At 71.6% G+C, this 24919-nt stretch carries 27 protein-coding genes; 11 read left to right on the top strand and 16 right to left on the bottom strand.

The window, feature by feature from the left end:
- The first annotated feature begins 23 nt into the window (after nt 1-23).
- Nucleotides 24-281, top strand: a complete 258-nt coding sequence (locus ACIHFD_RS02705; RefSeq protein ID WP_350722476.1) for a UBP-type zinc finger domain-containing protein — start codon at nt 24-26, stop codon at nt 279-281.
- 19 nt (nt 282-300) lie between these two features.
- Here the strand turns inward: ACIHFD_RS02705 and ACIHFD_RS02700 are convergent, their stop codons facing one another.
- Nucleotides 301-1875 (bottom strand): Na+/H+ antiporter, encoded by a 1575-nt coding sequence (locus ACIHFD_RS02700; RefSeq protein ID WP_397365260.1) that lies wholly within the window; start codon nt 1873-1875, stop codon nt 301-303.
- A 34-nt stretch (nt 1876-1909) separates the two neighbouring features.
- Nucleotides 1910-3202 carry a hypothetical protein gene (locus ACIHFD_RS02695; protein ID WP_397365259.1) on the bottom strand — a complete coding sequence of 431 codons (1293 nt, stop codon included), beginning with the start codon at nt 3200-3202 and terminating at the stop codon, nt 1910-1912.
- Nucleotides 3203-3432: 230 nt separating this feature from the next.
- Between ACIHFD_RS02695 and ACIHFD_RS02690 the strand changes: the two genes are divergently transcribed.
- A complete protein-coding gene (locus tag ACIHFD_RS02690) occupies nt 3433-5433 on the top strand; it encodes an ATP-dependent DNA helicase (protein ID WP_397365258.1) in 2001 nt (666 codons plus the stop codon).
- A gap of 318 nt (nt 5434-5751) precedes the next feature.
- Here the strand turns inward: ACIHFD_RS02690 and ACIHFD_RS02685 are convergent, their stop codons facing one another.
- The 9 genes from ACIHFD_RS02685 to ACIHFD_RS02645 all read right to left on the bottom strand — a co-directional run bounded on the left by ACIHFD_RS02685 (nt 5752) and on the right by ACIHFD_RS02645 (nt 12375).
- Entirely contained in the window at nt 5752-6504 is a 753-nt protein-coding gene (locus tag ACIHFD_RS02685; RefSeq protein WP_397365257.1) for an SGNH/GDSL hydrolase family protein, read from the bottom strand.
- Nucleotides 6501-6935: a type II 3-dehydroquinate dehydratase gene (gene aroQ, locus ACIHFD_RS02680; RefSeq protein ID WP_185077687.1), complete on the bottom strand. Its 435-nt coding sequence runs from the start codon at nt 6933-6935 to the stop codon at nt 6501-6503. The genes ACIHFD_RS02685 and aroQ overlap by 4 nt, the downstream gene beginning before the upstream one ends.
- The gene (gene aroB, locus ACIHFD_RS02675) at nt 6932-8002 is read right to left on the bottom strand and encodes a 3-dehydroquinate synthase (RefSeq protein WP_397365256.1); all 1071 of its coding nucleotides are present in this window, start codon (nt 8000-8002) and stop codon (nt 6932-6934) included. The genes aroQ and aroB overlap by 4 nt, the downstream gene beginning before the upstream one ends.
- Nucleotides 7999-8499, bottom strand: coding sequence for a shikimate kinase (locus tag ACIHFD_RS02670; protein WP_350722490.1), 501 nt, complete (start codon nt 8497-8499; stop codon nt 7999-8001). Before ACIHFD_RS02670 ends, aroB begins: the two co-directional genes overlap by 4 nt.
- Before the next feature lie 88 nt (nt 8500-8587).
- Entirely contained in the window at nt 8588-9769 is a 1182-nt protein-coding gene (aroC, locus tag ACIHFD_RS02665; protein ID WP_350722492.1) for a chorismate synthase, read from the bottom strand.
- Nucleotides 9770-9812: 43 nt separating this feature from the next.
- Nucleotides 9813-10415, bottom strand: a complete 603-nt coding sequence (locus ACIHFD_RS02660; protein ID WP_397365255.1) for a prepilin peptidase — start codon at nt 10413-10415, stop codon at nt 9813-9815.
- Between the two features lie 234 nt (nt 10416-10649).
- Nucleotides 10650-11180 carry an SseB family protein gene (locus ACIHFD_RS02655; protein WP_350722496.1) on the bottom strand — a complete coding sequence of 177 codons (531 nt, stop codon included), beginning with the start codon at nt 11178-11180 and terminating at the stop codon, nt 10650-10652.
- Nucleotides 11181-11191: 11 nt separating this feature from the next.
- A complete protein-coding gene (locus ACIHFD_RS02650; protein ID WP_397365254.1) occupies nt 11192-12031 on the bottom strand; it encodes an HD domain-containing protein in 840 nt (279 codons plus the stop codon).
- The gene (locus ACIHFD_RS02645; protein ID WP_350722500.1) at nt 12028-12375 is read right to left on the bottom strand and encodes a helix-turn-helix transcriptional regulator; all 348 of its coding nucleotides are present in this window, start codon (nt 12373-12375) and stop codon (nt 12028-12030) included. The genes ACIHFD_RS02650 and ACIHFD_RS02645 overlap by 4 nt, the downstream gene beginning before the upstream one ends.
- Before the next feature lie 99 nt (nt 12376-12474).
- On the opposite strand from ACIHFD_RS02645, the gene ACIHFD_RS02640 reads away from it, so the two are divergent.
- The gene (locus ACIHFD_RS02640) at nt 12475-13065 is read left to right on the top strand and encodes a nucleotidyltransferase family protein (RefSeq protein WP_397365253.1); all 591 of its coding nucleotides are present in this window, start codon (nt 12475-12477) and stop codon (nt 13063-13065) included.
- A gap of 62 nt (nt 13066-13127) precedes the next feature.
- Here ACIHFD_RS02640 and ACIHFD_RS02635 read toward each other — a convergent pair whose 3' ends face one another.
- Nucleotides 13128-14219, bottom strand: coding sequence for a ring-opening amidohydrolase (locus tag ACIHFD_RS02635; protein WP_397365252.1), 1092 nt, complete (start codon nt 14217-14219; stop codon nt 13128-13130).
- Between the two features lie 169 nt (nt 14220-14388).
- On the opposite strand from ACIHFD_RS02635, the gene ACIHFD_RS02630 reads away from it, so the two are divergent.
- From ACIHFD_RS02630 to ACIHFD_RS02620, 3 genes are all read left to right on the top strand, one after another.
- On the top strand, nt 14389-15057 hold the full coding sequence (locus tag ACIHFD_RS02630; RefSeq protein ID WP_397365251.1) for an alpha/beta fold hydrolase: 669 nt from the start codon (nt 14389-14391) through the stop codon (nt 15055-15057).
- Nucleotides 15058-15161: 104 nt separating this feature from the next.
- The gene (locus ACIHFD_RS02625; RefSeq protein WP_397365250.1) at nt 15162-16277 is read left to right on the top strand and encodes an aromatic acid exporter family protein; all 1116 of its coding nucleotides are present in this window, start codon (nt 15162-15164) and stop codon (nt 16275-16277) included.
- A 51-nt stretch (nt 16278-16328) separates the two neighbouring features.
- Entirely contained in the window at nt 16329-17426 is a 1098-nt protein-coding gene (locus ACIHFD_RS02620) for an FUSC family protein (protein ID WP_350722511.1), read from the top strand.
- Between the two features lie 18 nt (nt 17427-17444).
- Here the strand turns inward: ACIHFD_RS02620 and ACIHFD_RS02615 are convergent, their stop codons facing one another.
- The 3 genes from ACIHFD_RS02615 to ACIHFD_RS02605 all read right to left on the bottom strand — a co-directional run bounded on the left by ACIHFD_RS02615 (nt 17445) and on the right by ACIHFD_RS02605 (nt 19140).
- Nucleotides 17445-17825 (bottom strand): type II toxin-antitoxin system death-on-curing family toxin, encoded by a 381-nt coding sequence (locus ACIHFD_RS02615; protein ID WP_397365249.1) that lies wholly within the window; start codon nt 17823-17825, stop codon nt 17445-17447.
- The gene (locus ACIHFD_RS02610; RefSeq protein WP_397365248.1) at nt 17822-18025 is read right to left on the bottom strand and encodes a CopG family transcriptional regulator; all 204 of its coding nucleotides are present in this window, start codon (nt 18023-18025) and stop codon (nt 17822-17824) included. Before ACIHFD_RS02610 ends, ACIHFD_RS02615 begins: the two co-directional genes overlap by 4 nt.
- A gap of 98 nt (nt 18026-18123) precedes the next feature.
- On the bottom strand, nt 18124-19140 hold the full coding sequence (locus ACIHFD_RS02605) for an aldo/keto reductase (protein WP_397365247.1): 1017 nt from the start codon (nt 19138-19140) through the stop codon (nt 18124-18126).
- Between the two features lie 90 nt (nt 19141-19230).
- Between ACIHFD_RS02605 and ACIHFD_RS02600 the strand changes: the two genes are divergently transcribed.
- Entirely contained in the window at nt 19231-19779 is a 549-nt protein-coding gene (locus tag ACIHFD_RS02600) for a helix-turn-helix domain-containing protein (protein ID WP_350723220.1), read from the top strand.
- A gap of 6 nt (nt 19780-19785) precedes the next feature.
- Here ACIHFD_RS02600 and ACIHFD_RS02595 read toward each other — a convergent pair whose 3' ends face one another.
- A complete protein-coding gene (locus ACIHFD_RS02595) occupies nt 19786-20952 on the bottom strand; it encodes a pyridoxal phosphate-dependent aminotransferase (RefSeq protein WP_397365246.1) in 1167 nt (388 codons plus the stop codon).
- Nucleotides 20953-21102: 150 nt separating this feature from the next.
- On the opposite strand from ACIHFD_RS02595, the gene ACIHFD_RS02590 reads away from it, so the two are divergent.
- Genes ACIHFD_RS02590 through ACIHFD_RS02575 form a run of 4 tightly spaced genes read left to right on the top strand, consistent with a single transcriptional unit; the run spans nt 21103 to nt 24881 of the window.
- Nucleotides 21103-22758, top strand: a complete 1656-nt coding sequence (locus tag ACIHFD_RS02590; RefSeq protein ID WP_397365245.1) for an alpha/beta fold hydrolase — start codon at nt 21103-21105, stop codon at nt 22756-22758.
- Nucleotides 22755-23672 (top strand): DUF418 domain-containing protein, encoded by a 918-nt coding sequence (locus tag ACIHFD_RS02585; RefSeq protein ID WP_397365244.1) that lies wholly within the window; start codon nt 22755-22757, stop codon nt 23670-23672. The genes ACIHFD_RS02590 and ACIHFD_RS02585 overlap by 4 nt, the downstream gene beginning before the upstream one ends.
- Nucleotides 23632-24408, top strand: a complete 777-nt coding sequence (locus ACIHFD_RS02580) for a carbon-nitrogen hydrolase family protein (RefSeq protein ID WP_355194677.1) — start codon at nt 23632-23634, stop codon at nt 24406-24408. The genes ACIHFD_RS02585 and ACIHFD_RS02580 overlap by 41 nt, the downstream gene beginning before the upstream one ends.
- Before the next feature lie 26 nt (nt 24409-24434).
- The gene (locus tag ACIHFD_RS02575) at nt 24435-24881 is read left to right on the top strand and encodes a hypothetical protein (RefSeq protein WP_397365243.1); all 447 of its coding nucleotides are present in this window, start codon (nt 24435-24437) and stop codon (nt 24879-24881) included.
- The last annotated feature ends 38 nt before the right edge of the window (nt 24882-24919 follow it).

Below are 24919 nucleotides of genomic sequence, written 5' to 3'. Positions count from 1 at the left end.
CTGCTGGTCCTAGGATTTCTCCTATGGCAATTTGCGAGCATCTTTCCCAGGCGGACGATCCGGCCGCGAAGACGCCGGAGGGCTGCGAGGAGTGCCTCGCCGTCGGGGGCCGCTGGGTGCACCTGCGGCGCTGTCTGGAGTGCGGTCACATCGGGTGCTGCGACTCCTCGCCGGCCAAGCACGCCACCCAGCACTACCACGAGACGGCCCACCCGGTGATCCAGTCCTACGAACGCGGTGAGGACTGGCGCTGGTGCTTCGTCGACAGCGCGATGGGCTGAGCGGCGCGGCTCTTCCCGGCTAGCGCTCCAGGATCGCCTCCTCGAAGTCGAGCTGCGCCATCACGTCGCGCATCACCTCGTCGTCGAGGCGGCGTTCGTCGCGCAGCCGGACGAAGACCTGCCGCTCTGCCTGGAGCATGTCACGGCGCAGGCGGCGGTAGAGGGCGCTGGGGGTCTCCGCGCCACCCTGCCCCGTGCCGCCGCCCAGCCGCTCCCAGGCGCTCAGCGAGCGGCGCCAGGACTTCTCCCTGAGCTGGTCGATGACCTGCTTCTGGATCTCGTCGGGCTCGCCCTGCTCGGCGATGAGCCGCGTGAGCTCCTCCAGGCCGGCCTCCAGCGCGGCCTGCTGGGCCGCCGCCTCGGCCAGGCGATCTTCGTACTGCTCCTGCTCGCTCGACACGCGCAGCCGCCTGATCAGCGCGGGGAACGTGGTGCCCTGGATGAGCAGCGTGCCGATCACGGTGGTGAACGTCAGGAACAGCAGCATCGCGCGGTCCCGCGCGGGGATGTCCGGCGGGAGGGCGAAGGCCGCCGCCAGCGACACCACGCCGCGCATGCCGGCCCACCCGAGGATCACCGTCTGCGGGCCGGTGGGCACGTTACTCCTGCGCAGGAGCTTCATCAGGCGCGTCACCACGAACAGCCACACGAACCGGCTGACGATCGTCACCGCCAGCACGGCGGCAGCGTAGCCCGCGACCGCCCACGGGTCGTAGCCGGAGATGCCCTGGATAACGGTCGTGAGCTGGAGCCCGATCAGGGCGAACACGACCGCTTCCAGGAAGAAGTCGGTGACCTTCCACACGGCGTCGGACACCAGCCGGGTGCCGAACCCCTGCAGGTGCATGCGGTTGCCCAGATAGAGGCCGACGATCACGACCGCGATCACGCCCGAGGCATGCACGCTCTCCGCCGCGAGGTAGGTGGCGAACGGGATCAGCAGCATCAGCGTGTTCTCGACCAGGGAGTCGCGCGTGTGCCTGAACAGCCAGGCCATCGCGAACGCCACCGCCAGCCCGATCGCCACGCCGCCCGCCGCGGCGAGCGCGAAGTCGCCGAGGCCGTGCCACATGTCCAGAGTGCCGCCCAGCGCGGCCCCGACGGCGACCCGGTAGAGCGTGAGCGCCGTGGCGTCGTTGAACAGGCTCTCGCCGACCAGGATCGTCAGCGCCCTGCGCGGCAGGCCCAGCCGTCGGCCGACCGCGACGGCGGCCACGGCGTCGGGCGGCGCGATGATCGCGCCCAGCGCGAACGCCAGCGCGAGCGGAAGCTGCGGCAGCAGCAGGTGGACGACCAGCCCGACGGCGGCGGTGGTGAACAGCACGAGCCCGATCGACAGCAGGGCCACGGCCCGCTTGACGTCACGCAGGCGCAGGTAGGAGCTGTCGAACGCGGCGGAGTAGAGGAGCGGCGGCAGGAACACGTACAGCACGAGCTCGGGCTGCAGCGGCACCGCCGGCACCAGCGGCGACACCAGCAGGCCGGCGGCCACCAGCAGGAGGGGGGCGGGCCAGCCCTTGCGCCGGGCGACGGCCGCGACGCCGATCGCGCCGCCGGCCACCAGCAGCAGTTGCAGGCCCATGGTCGGGTTCACGGGAGGAGCGTACCTGGCCCCCGGACCCGGCGTGTCACCACTCCCTGCGGTCGCTCCGCTCGTGGTAGTCCGGCTGCTCCCCGGGCCGCAGGCGCTCGCCCGTGGAGAACATGGGGTCCACGACGTACGGGCGGGACAGCGCGTCGGGCTGCTGGTGCTCCTGGCGGCCCATGGACATCAGCGGGTCCACCGGGTTCGGCGCGGGACTCTGCTGGTAGGCGGCGTAGTCGTCGCGGACGGGCTGCGGGGCGGGACGGCGCCGGCCCGCGCCCGGGATGCCGTGCATGGGGGTCCCCAGGCCCGCGGCGGCCGGGGCCTGCGGCGGTGGCGGTGGCGGTGGCGGTGGTTGCTGCTGCTGGTAGGCGTAGGGATCGGCCGGGTAGGGGTCGTTCTGGTACGGGTCGTTCTGATAGAGGTCGGGCCGGTGCTGGGGCTGCTGAGGAGGGGCCGGCTGGTGCTGGGGCGGCTGGTGGGGCGCGGCCGCCTGGGAGGGGAAGCCGAGCGGGTCGGTGCTCAGCGGCGCCGGGCGGCGCTGGTCGCCGGGCATCTGGTAGACGGGCTCGTTGTCGAGGTACTGGGGACCCATGAAGGGGTCGGCCTGGGCGGCGGGGCCGCCGTACGGCTGCGGCTCGGCGGCGTACTGCGGGCCGCTGTAGGCGTCACCGGTGTACTGCGGGCCGCTGAGGGGATCGCCGGTGTACTGGGGCCCGCTGAAGGGGTCGCCGGTGTACTGCGGGCCGCTGAGCGGGTCTCCGGTGTAGCGCTGCTGCGGGGCCGTCGTCTCCACGTATTGGGGGCCGGTGAAGGGGGCCCGCTCGCCGTAGGCGTCCCTCGGAGCCTCGCCGTAGGCGTCCCTGGGCGCCTCCCCGTACGCGGGGGGCATGGTGTCCCTGGGGGCCGTGGTCTCGCCGTACGAGGCGACCAGCTTGTCCTGGCGGGCCGGAGGGGCGCCCCTGGCCACGAGGACGTCGTTGGGCGACAGGGCGGCCGTGGGCCGTTCCTCGGGCTGGTGCTGCGCCTGCGGCGGCTGCTGGACGGGTGGGGTCGGCCGCTGGTACTGCCCGGTGCCGGGCATGACCTCGGTACCCGGGTCGTGCGCGGGCACGGCGGGCTGCTCGCCCGTGGCCTCGGCGAAACCCTCGTCGAGAGTGTCGAGCAGGCGCCCGACGTCCTCCATCGGCATGCGGAAGCTCGCGGTGCACATCTCGCCGCGCCAGAGGCTCAGGACCAGCGTGCCCTCATGCCACGTGACGCGGAGACACCGCTCCTGACCTCGCGCATCGAAGAACACTTCGCCGAACGACGGCAACGGGACAACTTCCGACATGGCAGACATACTGCTTTAACCAGCCTTTTCCCGTCCACTCAACCCCGGAAAACCCTCTTGAACCGGCCTTCCCATCTACACCGGGAACCCCTTTGGTCACTCCGCGTGAAGTCCTTCTCTGACCCGCCGGAGTCCCGACCGCCCAGTGTGCCACGGGTGCCGACGCGAGGGTCCGGGAACGCCGGGATGCATCTGGCCGATCACACCGCGTTCGGCACGGCGACCCTGGAATGCGGGTAGCGTTTACTGCCGTGCCGGACTCCCATCTCCCGTCTGCGGACGAACTTCTCATGGTCGCGGTAAACGCTCTCGGAGGGAGCGAACGGCAGGGCCAGTTGACCATGGTCCAGGCCGTGCAACAGGCCATCGACGGTGAGGAACACCTGGCGGTCCAGGCCGGCACGGGCACCGGGAAGTCGCTGGCGTACCTGGTGCCGTCGATCCGCCACGCGATGGACAGCGACTCGCCCGTCGTGGTCTCCACGGCCACGATCGCGCTGCAGCGCCAGCTCGTCGACCGCGACCTGCCCCGGCTGGCCGAGACGCTGGGCAAGGAGCTGCCGCACGAGCCGACGTTCGCGATCCTGAAGGGCCGCCGCAACTACCTGTGCCGCTACAAGGCGACGGCGGGCTGGCCCGAGGAGGACGAGCAGGACCAGCTCTTCGACCCCCGCGAGGTGAGCGCGACCGGCCGCATGGTGCAGCGCATCCAGGAGTGGGCCGACGAGACCGAGACCGGCGACCGCGACGAGCTCGTGCCCGGGGTGAGCGAGCAGGCGTGGCGGCAGTTCTCCGTGAGCGCGCAGGAGTGCCTCGGTGCCAGCCGCTGCCCGAGCGGGGCCGAGTGCTTCGCCGAGATGGCCAGGGCGCGGGCGGGCGAGGTGGACGTCGTGGTGACCAACCACGCGCTGCTGGCCATCGACGCCATGGGCGACCTGCCGGTGCTGCCCGAGCACGAGGTCGTGGTCGTGGACGAGGCCCACGAGCTGGTCGACCGGGTGACCTCGGTGGTGACCGGCGAGCTGTCGGAGCTGACCGTGGCGCTGGCGGTGCGCCGGGTGGGCAGGCTGATCGAGCAGGCGATCGCCGACCAGCTCATGGAGGCGGGCGAGGACCTCAAGGCGCTGCTGGCCGCCGCGCCGCCCGGGCGCATCGACGAGCTGCCGCAGGTGCTCGGCCTGACGCTGGCGCTGGTGCGCGACTCGGCCGCGCGATGCGTCACGGCCATGGGGCCGCGCGGCGCCGACAAGGACGACCCCGACAAGGCGGGGCAGCGCAAGGCCGCGTTCTCGATGCTGGACGAGGTGCACGACACGGCGGTGCGCATGCTGGAGGCGTACGGTCACGCCTCGGAGTCCGACCGCGCCGAGGTGGTCTGGCTCGACGGGGGCACCGACCGGCGCCCGCCCACGCTGCGGGTCGCGCCCCTGACGGTGAGCGGCATGCTGCGCGACAAGCTGTTCGGCGAGCGCACGGTGATCCTCACCTCCGCCACCCTGGCCCTGGGCGGCACCTTCGACGCGCTGGCCGCGCAGTGGGGGCTCGGCGACGGCAAGGGCTGGCAGGGCATCGACGTCGGCTCGCCGTTCGACCACCCCCGCGCGGGCATCCTGTACGTCGCCAAGCATCTCCCCCAGCCCGGCCGCGACGGGCTGCCGCAGCAGTACCTGGACGAGATCGTCGAGCTGATCGAGGCGGCCGGGGGGCGCACGCTGGGCCTGTTCTCCTCGATGCGCGCCGCCAAGGCCGCCACGGAGGCGCTGCGCGAGCGGCTGGACGTGCCGCTGCTGTGCCAGGGGGACGACTCGACGATGCTGCTGGTCAAGCAGTTCGCCGAGGACGAGCCCACCTGCCTGTTCGGCACGCTGTCGCTGTGGCAGGGCGTGGACGTCCCGGGGCCCTCGCTGCGGCTGGTCATCATCGACCGGGTGCCGTTCCCGCGCCCGGACGACCCGCTGACGTCGGCCCGGCAGCGCCACGTGGCGGCCAGGGGCGGCAACGGCTTCATGGCGGTCGCGGCCAACCACGCCGCCCTCCTCCTCGCCCAGGGCGCCGGCCGCCTCCTGCGCGCCCAGGACGACAAGGGCGTCATCGCCGTCCTGGACCCCCGGCTCGCCACGGCCCGCTACAGCGGCTTCCTGCTGGGCTCCCTCCCCCCGTTCTGGCGCACCACCGACCCGGCCATCCCCCGGGCGGCCCTGAAGCGCCTGGCCTCCGAATCCTCCACCTGAACGCCCCGCCCGCCTGAACGCGGGCGCCGGCGCCGGTACGGCGAGCAGCCATGCGGTGGGGATCGGCGCAACGCGGGCGGCGGGAAGGGGGGAAGCCCGGAGCCGGTCCGGCTCCTCGGCACCCAGCCGGTCAAGCGTGCGCACCGTAACGGCGCTCAGCCGGTGAAGGGTCAGCGGCCGTTCCCTGGAAGGCTCTGCTCATGGTCGCGCTCGCACGGGGCTCCGCTGGTCACGCAAGCTGCCGCTCTCCGCCCCAGGCTCGCCGCTCCGTCAGCCGAAGTACGGCGGGTGGCCTGCCCGTGCGCAGCCGTAAAAGACTTAAAAAGGGGTCAGGTCGGGACGCTTGGGTGGGAGCCCGTCGCCGGAGGAGACGCCGCGGAGGCGGCGGGACATCCAGGGGACGAGGTGCTCGCGGATCCATTGGGCGTCCTCGCGCCGCCGCGCCCGGGGGTCGACCGTGCGGGACGGCCAGTCCTTGCGCCAGTCCTCGAACGGCACCCCCAGCACGTCCAGCACCCGCGCCGCCACCAGCCGGTGCCCGTCCTCGTTCATGTGCAGCCGGTCCGCGCTCCACGCCCGCCAGTCGCGCAGCCCCTGCATCGACCACTGGTCCACCAGCCGGCACCCGTAGAGGTCGGCGATGGAGCGCACGTGCAGGTAGAAGACCGCGAAGCGGCCGCGCAGCCGCCGCATCAGCGGCGTGTCGCGCGGGTCCACCCCCGTGAACAGCAACACGTCCGAGCCCCCGGCCCGCAGGTCGCGCACGGCGCGGGCGAGCTTCTTCGCCATCACGTCGGGGTCGGTGCCCGGCCTGAGCAGGTCGTTGCCCCCGGCGCAGAGGCTGACCAGGTCGGGGGCCATCTCGACCGCCACCGGCACCTGCTCGGCGACGATCTGGTCGAGCAGCTTCCCGCGCACGGCCAGATTGGCGTAGCGGAAGCCGGGTTCGTCGGCGGCGAGCCGTTCGGCCACCCGGTCGGCCCAGCCACGGTAGTGACCGTTATGACCGGGGTCGTTCAGTCCTTCTGTGAAGCTGTCGCCGAGAGCGACGAAGGACTTGTAGTGCCTCATGAGGTGGTGTTCATCTCCGCGATAGCGTGCAGCGCAAGGACGTATGACTGTAGTCCGAAGCCCGCGATGGTGCCCGTCGCCACCCCGGCCACGACGGAGTTGTGGCGAAACTCTTCCCTGGCGGCCGGGTTGGAGATGTGAACCTCGACAAGCGGTGCCGTGCGCATGGCGATCGCGTCGCGCAGGGCGTAGGAGTAGTGGGTGAAGGCGGCCGGGTTGAGCACGACCGGGATGCGGCCGTCGGCGGCCTCGTGGATCCAGCCGATCAGCTCGGCCTCGTCGTTGGTCTGGCGCACCTCGACGTGCTCGCCGAGCTTCCTGCCGGTGTCGCGGCAGAGCGTGGCGAGGTCCTCGAACGTCTCGGCGCCGTAGATGTCGGGCTCGCGGGTGCCGAGCCTGCCCAGGTTGGGCCCGTTGAGCACGAGGATCATGCGGAGATCTCCTTGTAGGCGGCTTCGAGCAGCTCTTCCGAGGGGCCTTCGAGCCGGCCCGGCTCGGCCAGGCCGTCGAGCACGACGAACCGCTGCTTGGCGCCGCGGTTCTTCTTGTCCAGCCGCATGTGGTCGCGCAGGGACTTCCAGGCGTCGGCGCGGTAGGCGGTGGGCAGGCCGACGCTCGTGAGGATGGATCTGGTGCGTTCGACCAGGTCGGCGCGGCCGGCGAGCTTCGACAGCTCGGCCGCGTAGACCATGCCGATGGCGACGGCCTCGCCGTGGCGGATGGCGTAGTGCTCCTCGCGTTCGATGGCGTGGGCGAGGGTGTGGCCGTAGTTGAGGATCTCGCGCAGGCCCGCCTCACGCAGGTCGGCGCCCACGACGTCGGCCTTGACCTGGATCTTGCGCTCGATCAGCTCGCGGGTGTGGGGGCCGTCGGGCCGCGTGGCGGCCTCCGGGTCGGCCTCGACGAGCCTGAGGATCTCCGGGTCGGCGATGAACCCGCCCTTGATGATCTCGGCCAGGCCGGCCACGTAGTCGCGCCTCGGCATGCTCGCCAGCGTGGACAGCTCGCACAGCACCCCGGCGGGCGGCAGGAACGTGCCCACGAGGTTCTTGCCCTCGGGCGTGTCGATGCCGTTCTTGCCGCCGACGGCCGCGTCGACCATGGCGAGCAGCGTCGTGGGCACGAGCACGACCTGTACGCCGCGCAGCCACGTGCCCGCCACGAACCCCGCCAGGTCGGTCGTCGCGCCCCCGCCCACGCCCACCACGGCGTCGGAGCGGGTCACGCCGCTGCGGCCGAGCGCCGACCAGAGCCCGGCGGCCACCTCGACGGTCTTGGCCGCCTCGCCGTCGGGCACGGGCAGCTCGACGACCTCGTAGCCGGCCTCGCGCAGCACCGCGCCGACCCTGCCGGAGATCTCCGGCAGGGTCTCCGGGTGGATGACGGCGACCGTGCGCACGCCGGGCTTGAGCAGCGTGGTCAGCTCGGCCAGCACCCCGGTGCCGACCACCACGTCGTACGGGCTGTCACCGCGTACGTGGATCCTCGTGGCACTCATGCGGGCAGCCCCTTGATGATCTCGTCGGCGAGCTCCTCCGGCTCCCGCTTGTCCGTGACCACGGTCGCCACCGCCAGCCGCTCGTAGACCGGCCGCCGCTCCTCCATCAGCTTCTTCAGCTGGCTGCGCGGGTTGAGCACGAGCAACGGCCGGGCCGAGGCGAGCCCCACCCGCTGGACCGCGTCCGCCAGCCCCACCTGCAGGTAGACGACGTGGTGGCCCGCCAGCAGCGCCTGCGTCTCCTCGTTGAGCACGGCGCCGCCGCCGAGCGACAGGATCCCGTCGTGCTCGGCCAGGGCGCGGCGCACGGCCTCGTGCTCCAGCTCGCGGAAGCGGGCCTCGCCGTCCTCGACGAAGATGTCGGAGACGGGCTTGCCAGCGACAGCCTCCACGTCGGCGTCGGTGTCGCGGAACCCGACGCCGAGCCGCTCGGCGAGCAACTGCCCGAGCGTCGTCTTACCGGACCCGGGGGGACCGATCAATACAACCCTGCTCATTTGGTCGCTCACCACTCCTCATTCGCTCCGCGGAGTCCCTCCTCCGTCGGGCCTCCACTCCGCTCACTGCGTCGGGTTCGCTCCCCGCTCATTTGATCACCATCGAAGACAGGTAGCCGGACAGGTTGCGGGCGACCTCCTCGACGGAGTCGCCACCGAACTTCTCGAGGGCCGCGTCGGCCAGCACCAGCGCGACCATGGCCTCGGCCACGATGCCGGCGGCCGGCACGGCGCACACGTCGGAGCGCTCATGGTGGGCCTTGGCCGCCTCGCCGGTCTTGACGTCGATCGTGGCCAGCGCCCTGGGGACGGTGGAGATCGGCTTCATGGCGGCGCTGACGCGCAGGATCTCGCCGTTCGTCATGCCGCCCTCGACGCCGCCCGCGCGGTTGGTGATGCGGCGCACGCCGTCTTCGGCGGTGTATTCGATCTCGTCGTGGGCCTGGGAGCCGGGCCTGCGCGCGGTCTCGAAGCCGTCGCCGACCGCCACGCCCTTGATCGCCTGGATGCCCATGAGCGCGCCCGCGAGCCTGGAGTCGAGCCTGCGGTCCCAGTGGGTGTAGCTGCCCAGGCCGGGCGGCAGGCCGTACGCGAGGACCTCGACGACGCCGCCCAGCGTGTCGCCGTCCTTGTGGGCCTTGTCGATCACGGCGATCATGGCCGCGCTGCCCTCGGCGTCGGAGCAGCGCACCGGGTCCTCGTCGATCCTGGCCAGCTCGCCGGGGCCGGGCAGGGTTTCCGCCGGGCTCTTCGCGCCGCCGATCTCGGTGACGTGGCTGACGATGTCGACGCCCAGCGCCTGCTTGAGGAAGCGCCTGGCGACCTCGCCGAGCGCGACGCGGGCGGCCGTCTCGCGGGCGCTGGCCCGGTCGAGCACCTGCCTGGCGTCGTCGAACCCGTACTTCTGCATGCCCGCCAGGTCGGCGTGGCCGGGGCGCGGACGGGACCGGGGCGCGTTGCGCGCGAGGCCCTCCAGCTCGGCCGGGTCGACCGGGTCGGCCGCCATGACCTTCTCCCACTTGGGCCACTCGGTGTTTCCGATCCGGATCGCGACCGGGCTGCCCATCGTGCGGCCGTGGCGGACGCCGCCCACGATCGTCACCTGGTCCTGCTCGAACTTCATCCGGGCACCCCGGCCGTAACCGAGCCTGCGGCGGCGCAGGGCCTCGTCGATGGCGGCCGTGGTCACCTCCACCCCGGCCGGCAGGCCTTCGAGGATGGCGACGAGTTCGGGGCCGTGGGACTCTCCGGCGGTCAACCAGCGCAACATGCGTACAAGTCTTCCATGTGCTGCCTAGTGAGATGTCCCGCGTTCACCAGCCGAGACAGAGTGTCGTGAACGCGCCCAGCAGCATGAACGGCCCGAACGGGAACTGGGTGTGCCTCGTCCCGCGCCTGGACAGCAGGAGCGCCAGGCCGTAGAGGGCGCCGAGCAGCTGGCCGCCGAAGGCCGCGACGATCCACGCCTGCCAGCTCAGCGCCGCGGCGGCCATGCCGATGAGCCCGGCCAGCTTGACGTCCCCCAGGCCCATCGCCTCCGGCCTGATGAACCAGAGCAGCCCGTACACGGCCGTCAGCGCCACCCCCCCGGCCAGCGCCCTGGGCAGTGCTCCCGTCGGCGCCAGGGCCAGGGCCATGATCGGGTACGCCGGGAGCGTGATCGCGTCGGGCAGCAGGCTCGTACGCCAGTCGACGACCGCCAGCGCGGTGCCGATGAGGGCAAAAGGTACGTACGGCAGCCCGAACCGCCAGGCGACCAGCGCGGCCACGGCGGCGGTCACCAGCTCGACGCCCGGGCCGGATCGCTGGATCACCGCGCCCAGGTCGTAGTGGACCGGGCCCTCGTCGTAGGAGTCGGCCAATCCGCGGATGTGGCGTCCGCAGATCAGCCCGGCGAGCGCCATGAGTGCGACCACGAGCCGACCTTAATGCGCCACCCCGCCCACGCGGGGCCTATCAATCCACCTGCCGGCTTTGCCGCGCGCCCATCAACCCTCCCCGGGCGGACGGCATGCGCCCGGCCATCGGCCCTCCCCGAGCGGACGACACGCGCCCGGCACGGCACACGCCATCGGCCCGCCTCGGCCGGACTGACCCCACGACCGGCACAGCTCCGCCGATCGGCACCCGGCCCCGCGGGGCGTACGTCATCAGCCCTTTCTGGAGAACCACCGGCGGCGCCGGACGGGCTCCACCTTGGCGACGGTCACACCGTCGAGCCGATCGACGGTCCCCGACTCGACAGCCGCCAGCGCCTCCAGCACCGCTCCCTCGATCACGAACTGCACCGGCCCCGCCACGTCCACCACGACCGCCGCCGCCTTCTCCTGCACCGCCGCCCGGCACACCTGCAACGCCGTGGCCTGGATCGGCCGGGCGTCGGGCCGCCATCGGGCCAGCGCCTGGCTGCCGGTGAACGCGAGCACCGCCTCCCTGCCGTCCGCCCCGACGAGCTTGGGCAGCGCCATCTCGCTCTCCTTCTCCTGCCGCAGCCCGTGCGCGCCGACCTCGCTCTCGGTCAGCAGCGCCACGACGGGCACCAGCAGCCTGGCCCCGCTGAGGGCGTTCAGCACGTCGGCGGCGTCGGCGGTGCCGGCCTGGTAGGAGGCCAGGGCGGCGGCCACGGCGGGCGCGGCGCCACCGTCGTCGTCGGGATCGAGAGGTCGCGGGATGCTCGGCACAACCCCCGAGACTACCCGCGCCCGCCCCTGCCCCTGAGCCTGGCCAGCAGCGCCCGTACTCCGGTGCCCCGCACGGCGTCCACTCCCGGCCGGTGGCGGCCGCCCCGGCTGTCCCGCCGCCGCAGGGTCATCGCCAGCCACGGCATCCCGCCGAGCACCTGTACGGCGAACCGTATCCTCGGCCACCTGTCCGGGAGTGCCTGCAGTTCACCCAGCCACTCCTCCAACCAGCGGGCACGCCATTCGCGTGGAAGCAGGATCGCGCCCGCGGCGATGACGCCGAAGGATGCCCGAATGCCTTCCCGGCCGGGGAGGTTGGCGATGGCGAGCCGTTCGAGCTCTTGTTCGAGGCGGCCCAGACCGAGCCTGCCGGCGACCGGCGCGAAAATGTCCAGCGTCTGCTGTGCTGTCCGCCGGCGCCTCGCCTCGGGCAGCCAGCGCAGCGTCCGCAGGTTGTGCAGCCGATCTGCCAGCTTGAGCATCAGCACGCGCTCGCCCGTCTCACTCGCCCAGATCACGCGCACTTGCCGGGGATCCCGCAACGCGGCCATGTCGCGTACCAGGCGGACGATCGGCTCGCCGAATTCGCGCACCAGTTCCTGCTCTGGGCAGTCGGTGTCCTCCAGCACGTCGTGCAGGAGGGCCGCGCACAGCACCTCGTGGTCCATGCCCAGCTCGGCCAGTATCGTGGCGACGGCGACCGGGTGGCTGATGTAGGGCTCGCCACTGCGCCGACGCTGACCGCGATGCCAGTGGGCCGCCGTCAGGTGGGCCTGTTCGACCATCCGCAGCCACTCGCCGTTCAGCGTGTCACCGACGGCCTCCAGCAGTGGCCGAAGCGAGCCGTTCATAACCCGCCCCCGGCCGGGCCCGGGCGGTTCAGCCAGCCGGGCACCTGCTGCCTGCGCGACCGGTACGCCCGCGCGACGGCGTCCCGCGCCTGTTCCGCGCCGTCCGCGGTGATCCGGTAGTAGCGGCGGCGCGGACGTCCCTCCGCGACGTGCGTCTCCGGGTCCTCCCACCGGCTCTCCACCCAGCCGATCTGCTCCAGTCTGGCCAGGATCGGGTAAACCGTGCCGCTCGGCAGCTCCGCCAGCTCGCACACCTCGAGCCCGTAGCGATCGTGCCCGGGATCACGGAGCAGGGCTCGGAGGACAGCCTGGGTCGGCATGGTCATCCGCAGGCTTCTCTTCATATCTCGTACTCTACATAGCTAGAACAAGGCCCACCCTCCCCCACCGGCGACATGCTCGTACCCACCGACGATGTCGGTTCCGGCTGGTAGACAGGTGCGATGCGGATCGGACGCCTTCCCCTGGACGAGCAGCTCGCCGCCCTACGGACGGTGCTCGGCGCCAACCCCACCCTGACCACCGTGCTCCACGGCGCTCGCGCGCTCGACCTGCCCGGATGGTGGGTCGCGGCGGGCGCGGTCGTCCAGACGATCTGGAACCACGTCACCGGCCGTGACCCCGAGCACGGGATCAAGGACTACGACCTGGTCTACTACGATCCGTCCGACCTGTCCTGGGAGGCCGAGGACAGGGCGATCAGGGCGGGGGCCGAGCTGTTCGGGGACGTGCCGGTGGAGATCCGCAACGAGGCCCGGGTGCATCTGTGGTACGAGGAGCGGTTCGGCGTGCCATGCCCGCCCTATGAGAGCGCCGAGGACGCGATCGACTCCTTTCCCTCCACCACCAGCTCCCTCGGCGTGCGGCTCACGCCGTCGGGCCGGTGGAAGGTCTACGCGCCCTATGGCGTGGCCGACGCGTTCGGCCTGGTGCTGCGACCCAATCCCAGGCAAGCGCCCAGGCACGTGTACGAGGCCAAGGTGGCCCGGTGGACCGAGGAATGGCCCGAGCTCACCGCCCTCCCCTGGCCCTGAACCCGGGTTCCCCGGCCCTGCCCTGATCCCCAGGGCCCTGATCCCCAGGGCCCTGTGGCCGGCTATCCCAGGTCGGAGATGGCCGCGACCGGGCCGCCGCCCGAGGGACCCTGGTGGACGGCCGCCACCGAGACGAACACCGCCGGGTCGCCCGTGACCGAGGCCGCCACCCCGCCCACCGTCGCCTTGATCTGCCGGTGCCAGTGCACGTCCGAGTCGTCCAGCATGATGTTGCGCCGACCGCGAACCCGTCCCGACGGGTCGGCCTCGCACTTCATGAACACGTTCACCAGCCGCCCCCCGAGATCCGACGGATGCGGGCGCTCCGGCAGCGGCAGCCCCGAGTCCCTGATGGCCTCCCAGATGCCGTCGGCGTCCAGGGCGTCCTTCATGACACTGTGACCGACGCGGTAGCGGCCGCCGATCCCCCGCACGTTCCCCACCAGCACGATCTGCGCCCGGTCCAGCTCCACCCCGGACGAGCACGAGGCCACGGACGAGTACAGCGACAGGTCCTTGTGGATCTGGTCGGCGCTCGGCATGTCGATCTCGCCGAGGGCGACGGCGATGCCGAGGGCGGTGGTCGAGTTGGACAGGTCCATGGAGGGGCCGGTCTCCTCGATGGCGGTGTCCTGGCCGCGGCTCTTGGCGTCGGTGATGGTGGCCAGGGTGAGCAGCGGCGTCTTGGTCTGTACGTAGTGGACGTCGCGCGGGTCGTCGATGCCGGCGATCTTCATGGCCTCGCGTACGCCTGCCGCGACCTTCTCCACCATGGCGGGCCTGCCGATGTCCTCGGGCAGGATCACCTCGCTCATCGCCACGCCCACCGACAGCCGCGGCTCGTCGGACGGGGGCGCGTCGGCCGTGGTGGCGAAGATGGTGGCGTGCGGGCTGAGCACCCCGTCCGTGCCGCCCGACCACACCAGCGGCACGCTCTCCGGCGCCGGATGCCCGTGCTCCGCCAGCACCTCGCGGAAGGCCCGGTCGGCGAGGATGCGCGTGTAGTCGTTCACGCCGCCGTTGCCCTCGGTCTTGCCGACGACGGCGAGCACCCGGCGCGCCTCGATCACCCCGTCGGCGATGAGCCGGGCGAGACCGGAGGCGTCGGTGACGCTCTCGATCGGCACCTTGCGTACTTCAATCGGGTCCGGCATATGACGCCCCTTCTCCGTTACCGGTCCTCCCCGCCCTCGCGACGCTATCCGAGCCGGTCAGCGGGGTTCATGGTCAATGTCTGCCCATGAAGCCCGCCGACGATGTCAAGGTGCGCTCAGCGCCACGGGCCGGGGAGCACGCCGGACGCCGGGCGATATGGTCGCCGGTGTGATTCGCGAAGCACACGTCAACGGGATCAAGCTCGTGTACCGGGAGGAAGGCGACCCCACCGCTCCCCCGCTCCTGCTCATCCACGGCCGGACCGCCAACCACAACGACTGGAACGGCATCACCCAGCACTTCGCGGCGCGCTTCCACGTCATCGCCCCCGACCTGCGCGGGCACGGGGTCAGCGACTACCAGGGCCCGTACGAGGTGCCGGAGATGGCCGAGGACGTCGTCGCGCTGCTCGACCACCTGGGCATCGGGCGCGCCACGCTGGTCGGGCACTCGCTCGGAGGCGTGGTGGCGTACCACGCGGCCATGAACCACCCGGACCGGGTCGAGCGGCTGGTGCTGGAGGACGCGCCGCCGCCGCTCCCCTTCAAGAACCGCCCGCCGATCGTCGAGGACGATTCGACCGGGTTCGACTGGCGCATGATGCACGACACGGAACGGCAGCTGGCCGGCCCCGATCCCGCCTGGCTGGAAGGGCTCGGCAAGATCACGGCGCCGACGCTGGTGTTGAGCGGCGGGGAGCAGAGCCCCGTCGGCGCCGGGGAGGTGGCGACGCGGATCCCGGGGGCGCGGCTGGTCACGATCGACGTCGGGCATCTGATCCACACCACGGCCCGCAGCCGGTTCCTGCAGGCGGTGGACACCTTTCTGGACGGCTGACGGGCCGTATCTCATCACGCCGTAACCCTGGTGTCACGTATGCACGGCAGGGTAGGGGCGTGGTTGACATGCACGTACATCAGCGTCTGGGCAGACTGAGGCTGATGGCCCCCACGATCGGCCAGTGCGCGATCGGAGCCGCGATCGCCTGGCTCGTGGCCAAGAATCTGCTGGGCCACAGCCGCCCGTTCTTCGCGCCCATCGCCGTCGTGGTCTGCATCGGCGTGGCGCTGGGCCAGCGGCTGCGGCGGGTGGTGGAGCTGGTCGTCGGGGTCACCCTCGGCGTCGGCGTCGGCGACCTGCTGGTGTCGCGGATCGGTTCGGGCGCCTGGCAGATCGCGCTGGTGGTGGCGCTGGCCATGGCCGTGGCGGTGCTGCTCGACAGCGGTTCGCTGATCGTCCTCCAGGCGGGCTCGTCGGCCGTGCTGGTCGCCACGCTCCTGCCGCCGAGCGGCAGCGGCGGGTTCGACAGGATGGTCGACGCCCTGGTCGGCGGGCTCATGGGGCTCGCGGCCGTCGCCCTGCTGCCCACCAGCCCGGCGGCGCTGGCGAGGAGGCACGCGAAGGGGACGTTCGGCGCGCTGGCCGACGCGTTGCGGCAGATCGCCGAGGCCATCGAGAACCGCGACGCGCGCGTGGCCTCCGACGCGCTGGAGGAGGCGCGCGGCAGCCACAAGAACGTGGAGGAGTTCAGGCAGGCGCTGGAGACGAGCAAGGAGATCGCCACCATCTCGCCGCTCCACCGCCACCGCCGCCCCTACCTGGACGGGTACGAGCAGGCGGCCGTGCCACTCGATCACGCGCTCAGAAACGCCAGAGTGCTGGCCAGGCGGGCCATCGTGGCACTCGACGGCCCCGGCGCCCTCCCGCCCCGGCTGCCGGGCGAGCTGCGCGAACTGGCCGACGCCACGCTCATGCTGCGGGACGACCTCGCCGCCGGTCGCTCGCCGGAAAGGGCGCGCCGGGCGATCCTGTCGGTGGCCTCGCGGCAGGGCGCGGAGCGGTGGGGCTTCTCGGCGGACGTGATGACCGCCCAGCTCAGGTCCATCGTCGTGGACCTCCTCCAGGCGACCGGCATCGATCGGGACGAGGCGGTCGCGACCCTGCCGCCGCTGGACGTCCACCCCGACGACCGATCGACCGACTCGCCCGACCCCGGCGCGGAGAGCGATCCCCCAAGCTCCGAAAAATCCCCACAACGCCCGACGAAAAGGACGTAGCTGGGGCAAACGTGACCTCAATGTCATAGAGATCCGCCTTAAGGTAGAGGGGTGCGAACCAGGCTCAGCGATCATGTGAAGGAACGACTGGGCACGTTCGGCCTCATGGCCCCCTCCATCGCGCAGTGCGCGGTGGGCGCCGCACTGGCCTGGATCATCGCCATGGAGCTGCTCGGCCACCCCCGCCCGTTCTTCGCGCCGATCTCGGTGCTGATCTGCGTGGGCGTCGGGCTGGGGCAGCGGCTGCGCAGGGTGGCCGAGCTGGTGATCGGCGTCAGCCTCGGGGTGGGCATCGGCGACCTGCTGGTGTCCTGGATCGGCTCGGGCGCCTGGCAGCTCGCGCTCGTGGTGGCGCTGGCGATGGCCGTCGCGGTGCTACTGAACAGCGGGGCGCTGTTCGTCGCGCAGGCCGGGTCGTCGGCCGTGCTGGTGGCCACCCTGGTGCCCGGCGACGGGGCCGGCGGGCTGGACCGGATGGCCGACGCGCTCACCGGGGGCATCGTCGGGGTCATGGCGGTCGCGCTGCTGCCCGCCAGCCCGTTCACGATCGCGGCCAAGCACCTGTCCGGGGTGCTCGACGCGCTGTCCACGGTGCTGGAACGAGCGGCGGAGGCGATCGAGAAGCGGGACGTGGAGCTGGCGGCGGAGGCGCTGGAGGAGGCGCGGAACACGCAGGAGGCGGTGGAGGAGTTCGAGCACGCGCTGGAGACCGCCAAGGAGATCACGATGCTCTCGCCGCTGCACTGGCACCGGAAGGCCAGGCTGGCGCGCTACGAGACCGCCGCCGTGCCGGTGGATCTGGCGCTGCGGAACGCCCGGGTGCTGAGCAGGCGTACCCTCGCCTCGCTCGGGGAGGCCAGCCCGCCGCCCACCGCCCTGGCGGAGGCCCTGCGCGAGGTCTCGGAGGCGGCGCTGCTGCTGCAGCTGGAGCTCGGCGCCGGCCGCGAGCCGACGCTGGCGCGCCAGGCGCTGCTGGCGGTGGCGGCGCGGGAGCGGCCCGACGGGCTCGGCTTCTCGGCGCACGTGATCATCGCGCAGCTGCGTTCGGTGGTCGTGGACCTGCTGCAGGCGACCGGGATGGAGCACGAGGCGGCCACGGACACACTCACCCCGTTGGACGAGCCCCGCGACGAGACCAGCCGCCGCTGACCCGGGGCAGGCTGTCGGTCAGGGCCGGATCGTGAACGTACGCAGGACGTCGGCGATCTCATCGACCTCGGTGAGCTTGCCGGCCGCGACGGCGACGACCAGGTCATAGGCGGAGTCGTCGTCAGTGTCGAGCGCAACTCCGTTGAACCGCAGGAAGACGTCCGTCACCAGCCAGGACAACCGTTTGTTGCCGTCGATGAGCGGATGATTGATCGCGAGCGAGTGCAGGAGCGCGGCGGCTTTCGTGATCAGGTCGGGATAGGCCTCCTGGCCGAACATGGCGGAACTCGGCCGATGCACAGCCGAGGAGAGGAGGCCGAGGTCTCTGACCGCGAGAGCGCCGCCGAGCTCCGCTTCCGCGAGCGCGAGGACCTGCTCCAAGGTGAGATAGCGGGTCATTCGCCGAGCCGATCAAGCACTGACCGCCAGCGCTCCCTGGACTTCGCGCCGAGCCGCCGAACCTCTTCGTCCGCAGCGTGCCGCGCCAGATACTCGTCGACGGCGGCCAGAACGACCTGCTGCATGCTCCGCCCCTCGAACTCGGCGCGCTTGCGGAGGGCCTCGGTCTGATCGTCGGTCAGGCGAAGGGTCATAGCCATGCCACCCATCGTAGGTCGAGGGCGGTATCACGACGATACCAGCACGATCAGTTCACCATTCACTACTCTCCGTTTGCTCAGGTGCGGGCGCGGCTGGATCAGCGGGGGACGAGGTGGAAGAACGAGCCGTCCATGGGGCCGAGGTCGTGGTGGGAGATCTCGTCCAGCCGGGCCGCCGCCCCGTCCGGGAGGTCGAGGTCGAACGCCGCCAGGTTCTCCCGCAGCTGCTCCACCGATCGCGGGCCGATCAGCACCGAGGTCACCCCGGGCCGCCGCGCCACCCAGGCCAGGGCCACCGCTGCCGGTGCGGCGCCGAGTTCGGCCGCGACCTTGACGAGTTCGTCGGCGATGTCCAGATTGCGGTCGTTGAGCAGCGATCGGGCCCAACGGTTCGCGCCGGGGAGGGAGTGGCCGAGCAGCCTGCCCATGCGGCTGTCGGGGTCGGGGGCCTCGCCGTGCCGGTAGCGGCCGGTCAGCACGCCGCCGCCGAGCGTCCCGTACACGACGGCGCCGATCCCGTGCCGCTCGCACGCCGGCAGGATCTCCGCCTCGATCACCCGCTGGATGAGCGAGTACTGCGGCTGCAGGCTCACGAACGGCGTGCCGCCCACGCGGGCGGCGGCCCACTGCGACTCGACGAGCTGGGTCGCGGTGAAGTTGGAGCAGCCGAGGTAGCGGACCTTGCCCGCCCTGACGAACCCGTCCAGCGTGGCCATCGTCTCCTCGATCGGCGTCGCCGGGTCCCACTGGTGGCACTGGTAGAGGTCCACATAGTCGGTGCCGAGCCGGCGCAGGCTGGCGTCGAGGGCTCTGGTGAGGTGGCGCCGCGACAGGCCGCGCCCTTCCGTACCCACCGGCATGGCGCCCTTGGTGGCCAGCACGACCCACTCGCGCCTGCCCTTCAGCGCACGGCCGACGATCTCCTCGGTCTCGCCCCGGTGGTACAGGTCGGCGGTGTCGATGAAGTTGCCGCCCGCGTCGAGGAACGCGTCGATGATCCGGCCCGCCTCGGCCTCGTCACTGGCGGCCAGGCCGTACTCGGTGCCGAAGTTCATGGTGCCCAGGCAGGCCCTGGAGACGCGCAGGCCGGAACGGCCGAGATTCAGGTAGTCCAAGGGATTCCCCCTAGAATCGGAATGGTTGTTCCGGATGTTGACCATACGGAACAACGGTTCCGGTTGTCAACGAGGAAGGGGCTCTCTGTGATGCGTGCGGACGCGCGACGCAATCGCGCCCGGGTGCTGGAGGCCGCCGAAGTGGTGCTGGCCAGGGACGGGCTGTCCGCGTCGATGCGCGAGATCGCCTCGCTGGCCGGAGTAGGGGTGGGGACGATCTACCGCCAGTTCCCCGCCAAGGAGGACCTCTACCAGGCGATCGTCGTCGACCGGATGGCGCGGCTGGCCGCGCTGGCCGACGAGCTGGCCACGGCCCCGGACGCCGGGGAGGCGTTCTTCGAGTACTTCACGATGATCGTGGAGGATTCGACCGTCAAGAAGGTGCTCGTGGACGCCCTGGCGGCGGCGGGGATCGACGCCAAGGCCGGGATGCCGGACATCCGGGGGGCCATCGAGACGCTGCTGGTGCGGGCGCAGGGCGCCGGGGCGGTTCGGGGGGATGTGGGGATGGCGGAGTTGCTGGCGCTGTTGAGCGCCACGTGTCTGGCGGCGCAGCACAACGGGTGGGACGAGGGCCTGCGGACGAGGACCCTCGCCATCGTCTTCGACGGCCTCCGCCCCTCGCCACCGACCCGATGACTCCCGTTAGGTGGAGAGGCGTTTGAGGCGGGTCACGGCCTCGTCGATGACCTCGTCCTTCTTGCAGAACGCGAACCGGACGAAGTGCCGCCCCCGGTCAGCGTGGTCGTAGAAGACCTGGGTCGGGATGGCCACCACGCCGGCCAGGTCCGGGAGGCGGCGGGTGAGTTCGAGGCCGTCGGCGAAGCCCAGGGGGCGGATGTCGGTCTGGACGAAGTACGTGCCGGAGGGCCGCAGGACGGAGAAGCCGGCGGCCGCGAGACCCTCCATGAGGCGGTCGCGCTTGTCCTGGAGGCCGGCGCGCAGCGCGGACACCCACTCGAGCTCGTGCCGCAGCCCGTACGCCACCGCCATCTGCCACGGCGCGCTCGACGTGAACGTGAGGAACTGCTTGACCGTCTGCACCGCCGTGACCAGGGCGGGAGGGGCGCAGATCCAGCCGGTCTTCCAGCCGGTGACCGAGAACGTCTTGCCCGCGGACGAGATCATCACCGTGCGCTCGCGCATGCCGGGCAGCGTGGCCAGCGGGATGTGCTCGACCCCGTCGAACGTCAGGTGCTCGTACACCTCGTCGGTCACCGCGATCAGCCCGCGCTCCTGGCAGAGCTCGGCGATGACCTCGAGCTCGGCGCGGGTGAAGACGGTGCCGGTGGGGTTGTGCGGTGAGTTGACGAGGATGACGCGGGTGCGCGGGGTGACGGCGGCGCGCAGCTCGTCGGGGTCGAACGTGAAGCGCCCGTCCACCGGGCGCATCGTGACGGCGACCAGGCGGGCCTGGGCGAGCGCGATCGAGGCCGCGTACGAGTCGTAGTACGGCTCGAAGGCGATCACCTCGTCCCCCGGTTCGCAGAGGGCGAGCACGGCCGACGCGATGGCCTCGGTGGCCCCCACCGTAACCAGGATCTCGCCCGCCGGATCGTAGGAGAGGTCGTAGTGGGCGGAGCGGTGTTCCGAGATCGCCCGGCGTAGCTCCAGGACCCCCGGACCCGGCGGGTACTGGTTGGCGCCCGAGGTGATCGCCTGGACCGCGCGGTCGAGCATGGCCGCGGGCCCGTCGGTGTCGGGGAAGCCCTGGCCGAGGTTGATGGATCCGGTCTCGGCGGCGAGTGCGCTCATCTCCGCGAAAATCGTCGTGCCGAAGGCGCGCATCCTGGCAACAAGTGGTTCGGTCACGGCACTTAGGCTATGCCCGGCGGGAAAGCCGCTCATCATTCCGCCCCCTGATGTCGCGAAGGGCATGGGCGGTTCGCCGCGCCTTGTCGGTAGTCTCGACCCGTGATCATTCGGGTCGTGCTAGCCCTCGCTTTAATGACGCCCCCTGCCATGACCCCGTCGGACGTCGGCCCGAGCGCCTGCCCGGTCGCCATGCCACCCCGTACGACGTGCGGTTTTCTCGAGGTCCCCGAGCGCAGGGACGCGCCGGAGCGGAAGATCAAGGTGGGGTACGCGGTCCACGCCTCCACCGCCAAGGACCGCAGGCCCGACCCCGTGGTGTACATGAGCGGGGGCCCGGGGTCGGCGTCCATGCAGCTGACGGGGTTCCTGAGCCAGATGTTCCCCGATCGCGACGTGGTGACGATCGAGCAGCGCGGCAGCAAGTACTCCGAGCCGGTCCTGGGGTGCCCCGAGACGGCCGAGGCGCTGCTCGGGCAGCTCAGGCGGCCCCCCGCCGACGTCGGCGCGGCGGCCGTCCGCTGCCGCAAGAGGCTCCAGGAGCAGGGTGTCGACCTGCGCGGATACAACACGAAGGAGATCGCGGCCGACGTGGTCGCGTTACGGGAGAAGCTCGGGTACGACTCCTGGAACCTGTTCGGCGTCAGCTACTCCACCAGGGTCATGATGGACGTGGCCGCCGCGGACCCCAAGGGCGTGCGTTCGGTGGTGCTGGACTCGTACCTGCCGGAGAGCGTCAACTGGTACGACGACGCCGACCGCAATCTGGCCGACACGGCGGCGCGGCTGAACATGAAGGACGCGTTCGAGGCCATGACGGCCCGCCTGAACGCCACGCCCGCGCAGGTGGCGACGACCGACCCGCTGCTCGGCAAGGCGTTCGAGGCGCGGATCAGCGGCGACGATGTGGCCACGATCATGGCGGAGGCGCTGCACGAGGCGGACTTCGCGGCGGTCGCGCCCGCCATGGTCGGCGCGCTCGCGAAGGGCCACGACGAGCTGCTGCGGGCGCTGGCCGACGCGGTGGGCGAAGGGCTGGTGTCGCACGAGTTCGGGCTGTATCACGCGGTGCAGTGTCAGGACGAGGTCCCGTTCAACACATACACCCCCAAATCCCGACTTTTCACCGTAAATGGGGACAAGGCGGTGTGTGATGCGTGGCAGCTCCCCAAGTCCAAGCCCGTCAACGCCACCACCAAGGCCCCCGTGTACGTGGTGGGCGGCCAGTACGACCCCACCACCCCCACCAGGACCACCAGGCCCGCGGCCGAGGCCCTCCCCGGCGCCCGCTTCGAGGAGTTCCCCCGCGCCTCCCACGCCGTCTTCCTGACCAGCCCCTGCGGCCGCCGCAAGATCGTGGAGTTCCTCGACGCACCGGCCGGCGGCGCGGCCTCGCCGTGCGTCGACGACGCCGCCGGGCAGCCGGGCGACCTGCACGTGACCGCCGCCCCGTACCAGATCTCGAAGTCGCCCTGGCTGGCCGCGCCCTTCGCGCTGTTCGCCCTCGTCTGCCTGATCCAGCTGGTCGCGGGCGCGCTGAGGGGCCGGGCGCTGGCGGCGTTCGGCGGGCTGGCCGGCGTGGCCTTCGCCGGGCTGGTCGGGCAGTCCGTGTACGCCCTGGTCACCCGGAACGAGACCGCGCTCGCCGTCGGCGTGCCCGGCACGGCCGTCGTCTACACCTGGATCGCCGCCGCCTCGGCCGCGCTGACCGCCGCCGCGCTGCTGCGCGACCGGCGCTGGCCGCAGATCGCGGCGGCCGCCGTCGGCGCCGGATTCCTCGTATGGTGGTTGGCCTGGTTCCTGTGACGCGCATCCGTGAGCTCGACGCCCTCCGCGGTTTCGCGGTGGGCGGCATCATGCTGGTCAACACCTGGCAGCACACCGCCAAGGACCCGCGCAACGGCGTCGACTGGGTCATCGAGGCGCTGTTCCAGAGCCGGTTCTACCCGATCTTCTCGCTGCTGTTCGGCATCAGCTTCATGCTGTTCCTGCGCGGAAACAGCCGCTGGGCGCTGCTGAGCCGGCTGTTCTGGCTGTTCTGCCTCGGGCTGGTCCAGCACACGTTCTACGACGGCGAGGTGCTGACCTACTACGCCGTCTACGGCGCGGCGGTGCTGCTGCCGGCCTCGTTCCTGGCCGGCGGCCTGCCGGTGCTGGTGCTCGGGGTGGCGGTGCTGGTGTGGGGGCTCCAGGTGGGCGGCGGGGCGTGGCTGATCCCCGGCCTGTTCCTGATCGGCATGGGGCTGTGGCGGCTGAGCCCGTCCAGGTCGCTGCTGCTGCCCTCGTTCGCGGTCACCGCGCTGGCCGGCGCGCTGCTGACGGCCGCCTGGGCGAGCCAGGGCGGGTGGATCCTCTACAGCACGGCGGCGCTGGCGGGCGCGGCGGCGTACTCGCTGGGGCTGCTGGCGCTGCGGCCGTGGTTGTCGGCGGTGCTGGAGCCGCTGGGCAGGATGGCGCTGACCAACTACGTCAGCGGCACCGTCGTGATCGTCCTGGCCACCCCGCTGCTGGACACAGACCCGACGCGCTGGTCGGTGGTGGCGCTGGCGGCGGTGACCGTGGCGGCGCAGGTGCTGTTCAGCAGGTGGTGGCAGGCCAGGTTCAGGTACGGGCCTCTTGAGTGGATCTGGCGGTGCCTGACCTGGTTTCGAGTGGTACCCAACCGGTTAGAGTCGGGCCGTGACCGAAATCGCCCTCTGCCAGATCCCGGTGTCTCCTGACCCGGCCACGAACCTGAAACGTGCCCGGGAGGCGCTCGCCAGGGCCGAGGGGGCCGACCTGGCGATCTTCCCCGAGGCCACGCTCACCCGCTACGGGCGGCGGATCACGGACCTGGCCGAGCCGCTGGACGGGCCGTTCGTGTCGGGCCTGGCGGAGGCGGCCAGGAAGCACGGGCTGGCGGTGATCGCCGGGGTCTTCGAGCCGGGCGACGACCGCGTGCACAACACGGCCGTGGCCATCGACGCGCAGGGCGCGGTGCGGGCGGCGTACCGGAAGATCCACCTGTTCGACTCGTTCGGCGCGAAGGAGTCCGACCTGGTCGCGCCCGGCGCGGAGCCGACCGTGGTGGAGCTCGCGGGGCTCAAGGTCGGCCTCGTCACCTGCTACGACGTGCGTTTCCCCGAGCTGGCCAGGGCGCTCGTGGACAAGGGCGCCGAGCTGTTCGCGGTGATCGCCGCGTGGGGCTCCGGGCCGCTCAAGGAGGACCACTGGGTCACCCTGGTCAGGGCCCGGGCGCTGGAGAACACGATGTGGACGGCCGCCGTCGGCCAGGCGCCCAACCCGGCCGAGTCGTCCGACGGCTACGGGGTGGGCCGCAGCATGCTGGTCGATCCCCTGGGCGTGATCCGCGCCGATCTGGGCACCGCGCCCGGCGTGCAGACCGTGCGGGTGGATCACGAATGGACAACAGCCGCCAGGGCGACCCTGCCGTGCCTCCAACACCGGGTTCTCTGAGGTTCAACCGATCGTAAAGTAGTACCGTGAGCGGAACGCAGATGCAGAAGGTTGTCCCGCCGCGTCTGCTCGTGCCATATCTGTCGGGCAAACGCACGGTGATCTCGGGTTACGTCTACCGCGTGCAGGACTGCGTCAGGCTGACCACGCCTGAGTCGCTCTACCACGGGCTCGACCTGTCCTTCGACGGGTCGGAGCTGTTCGGCGAGGTGCCCGAGCTCTACGTGATGCGCTGGTACGCGCGCGACGTCGACACGTACGCGGTGCCGTACGGGCCCCACATGGGTGGCGACTGGAGCGACGCGCCGCCGTTCGCCGGCAACGGTTTCACCACATCGTCGGATCACGTGGTGCCGCAGTTCCACACCGTTCCGATGCCGATCCCGGCCGGGACGAAGATCGTCCACGTCACCGCCGACGGCGAGCGGCCCTTCGCCGAGTACGACGGCCTGACTTGGCGGCCCGCCGCATGAGCGCGCGTAGCGAGCGACCCATCGAACACAGCCGACTC

The organism is Nonomuraea sp. NPDC051941 (genome assembly GCF_044593615.1).
This window is presented reverse-complemented; position numbering and strand designations above follow the sequence as displayed.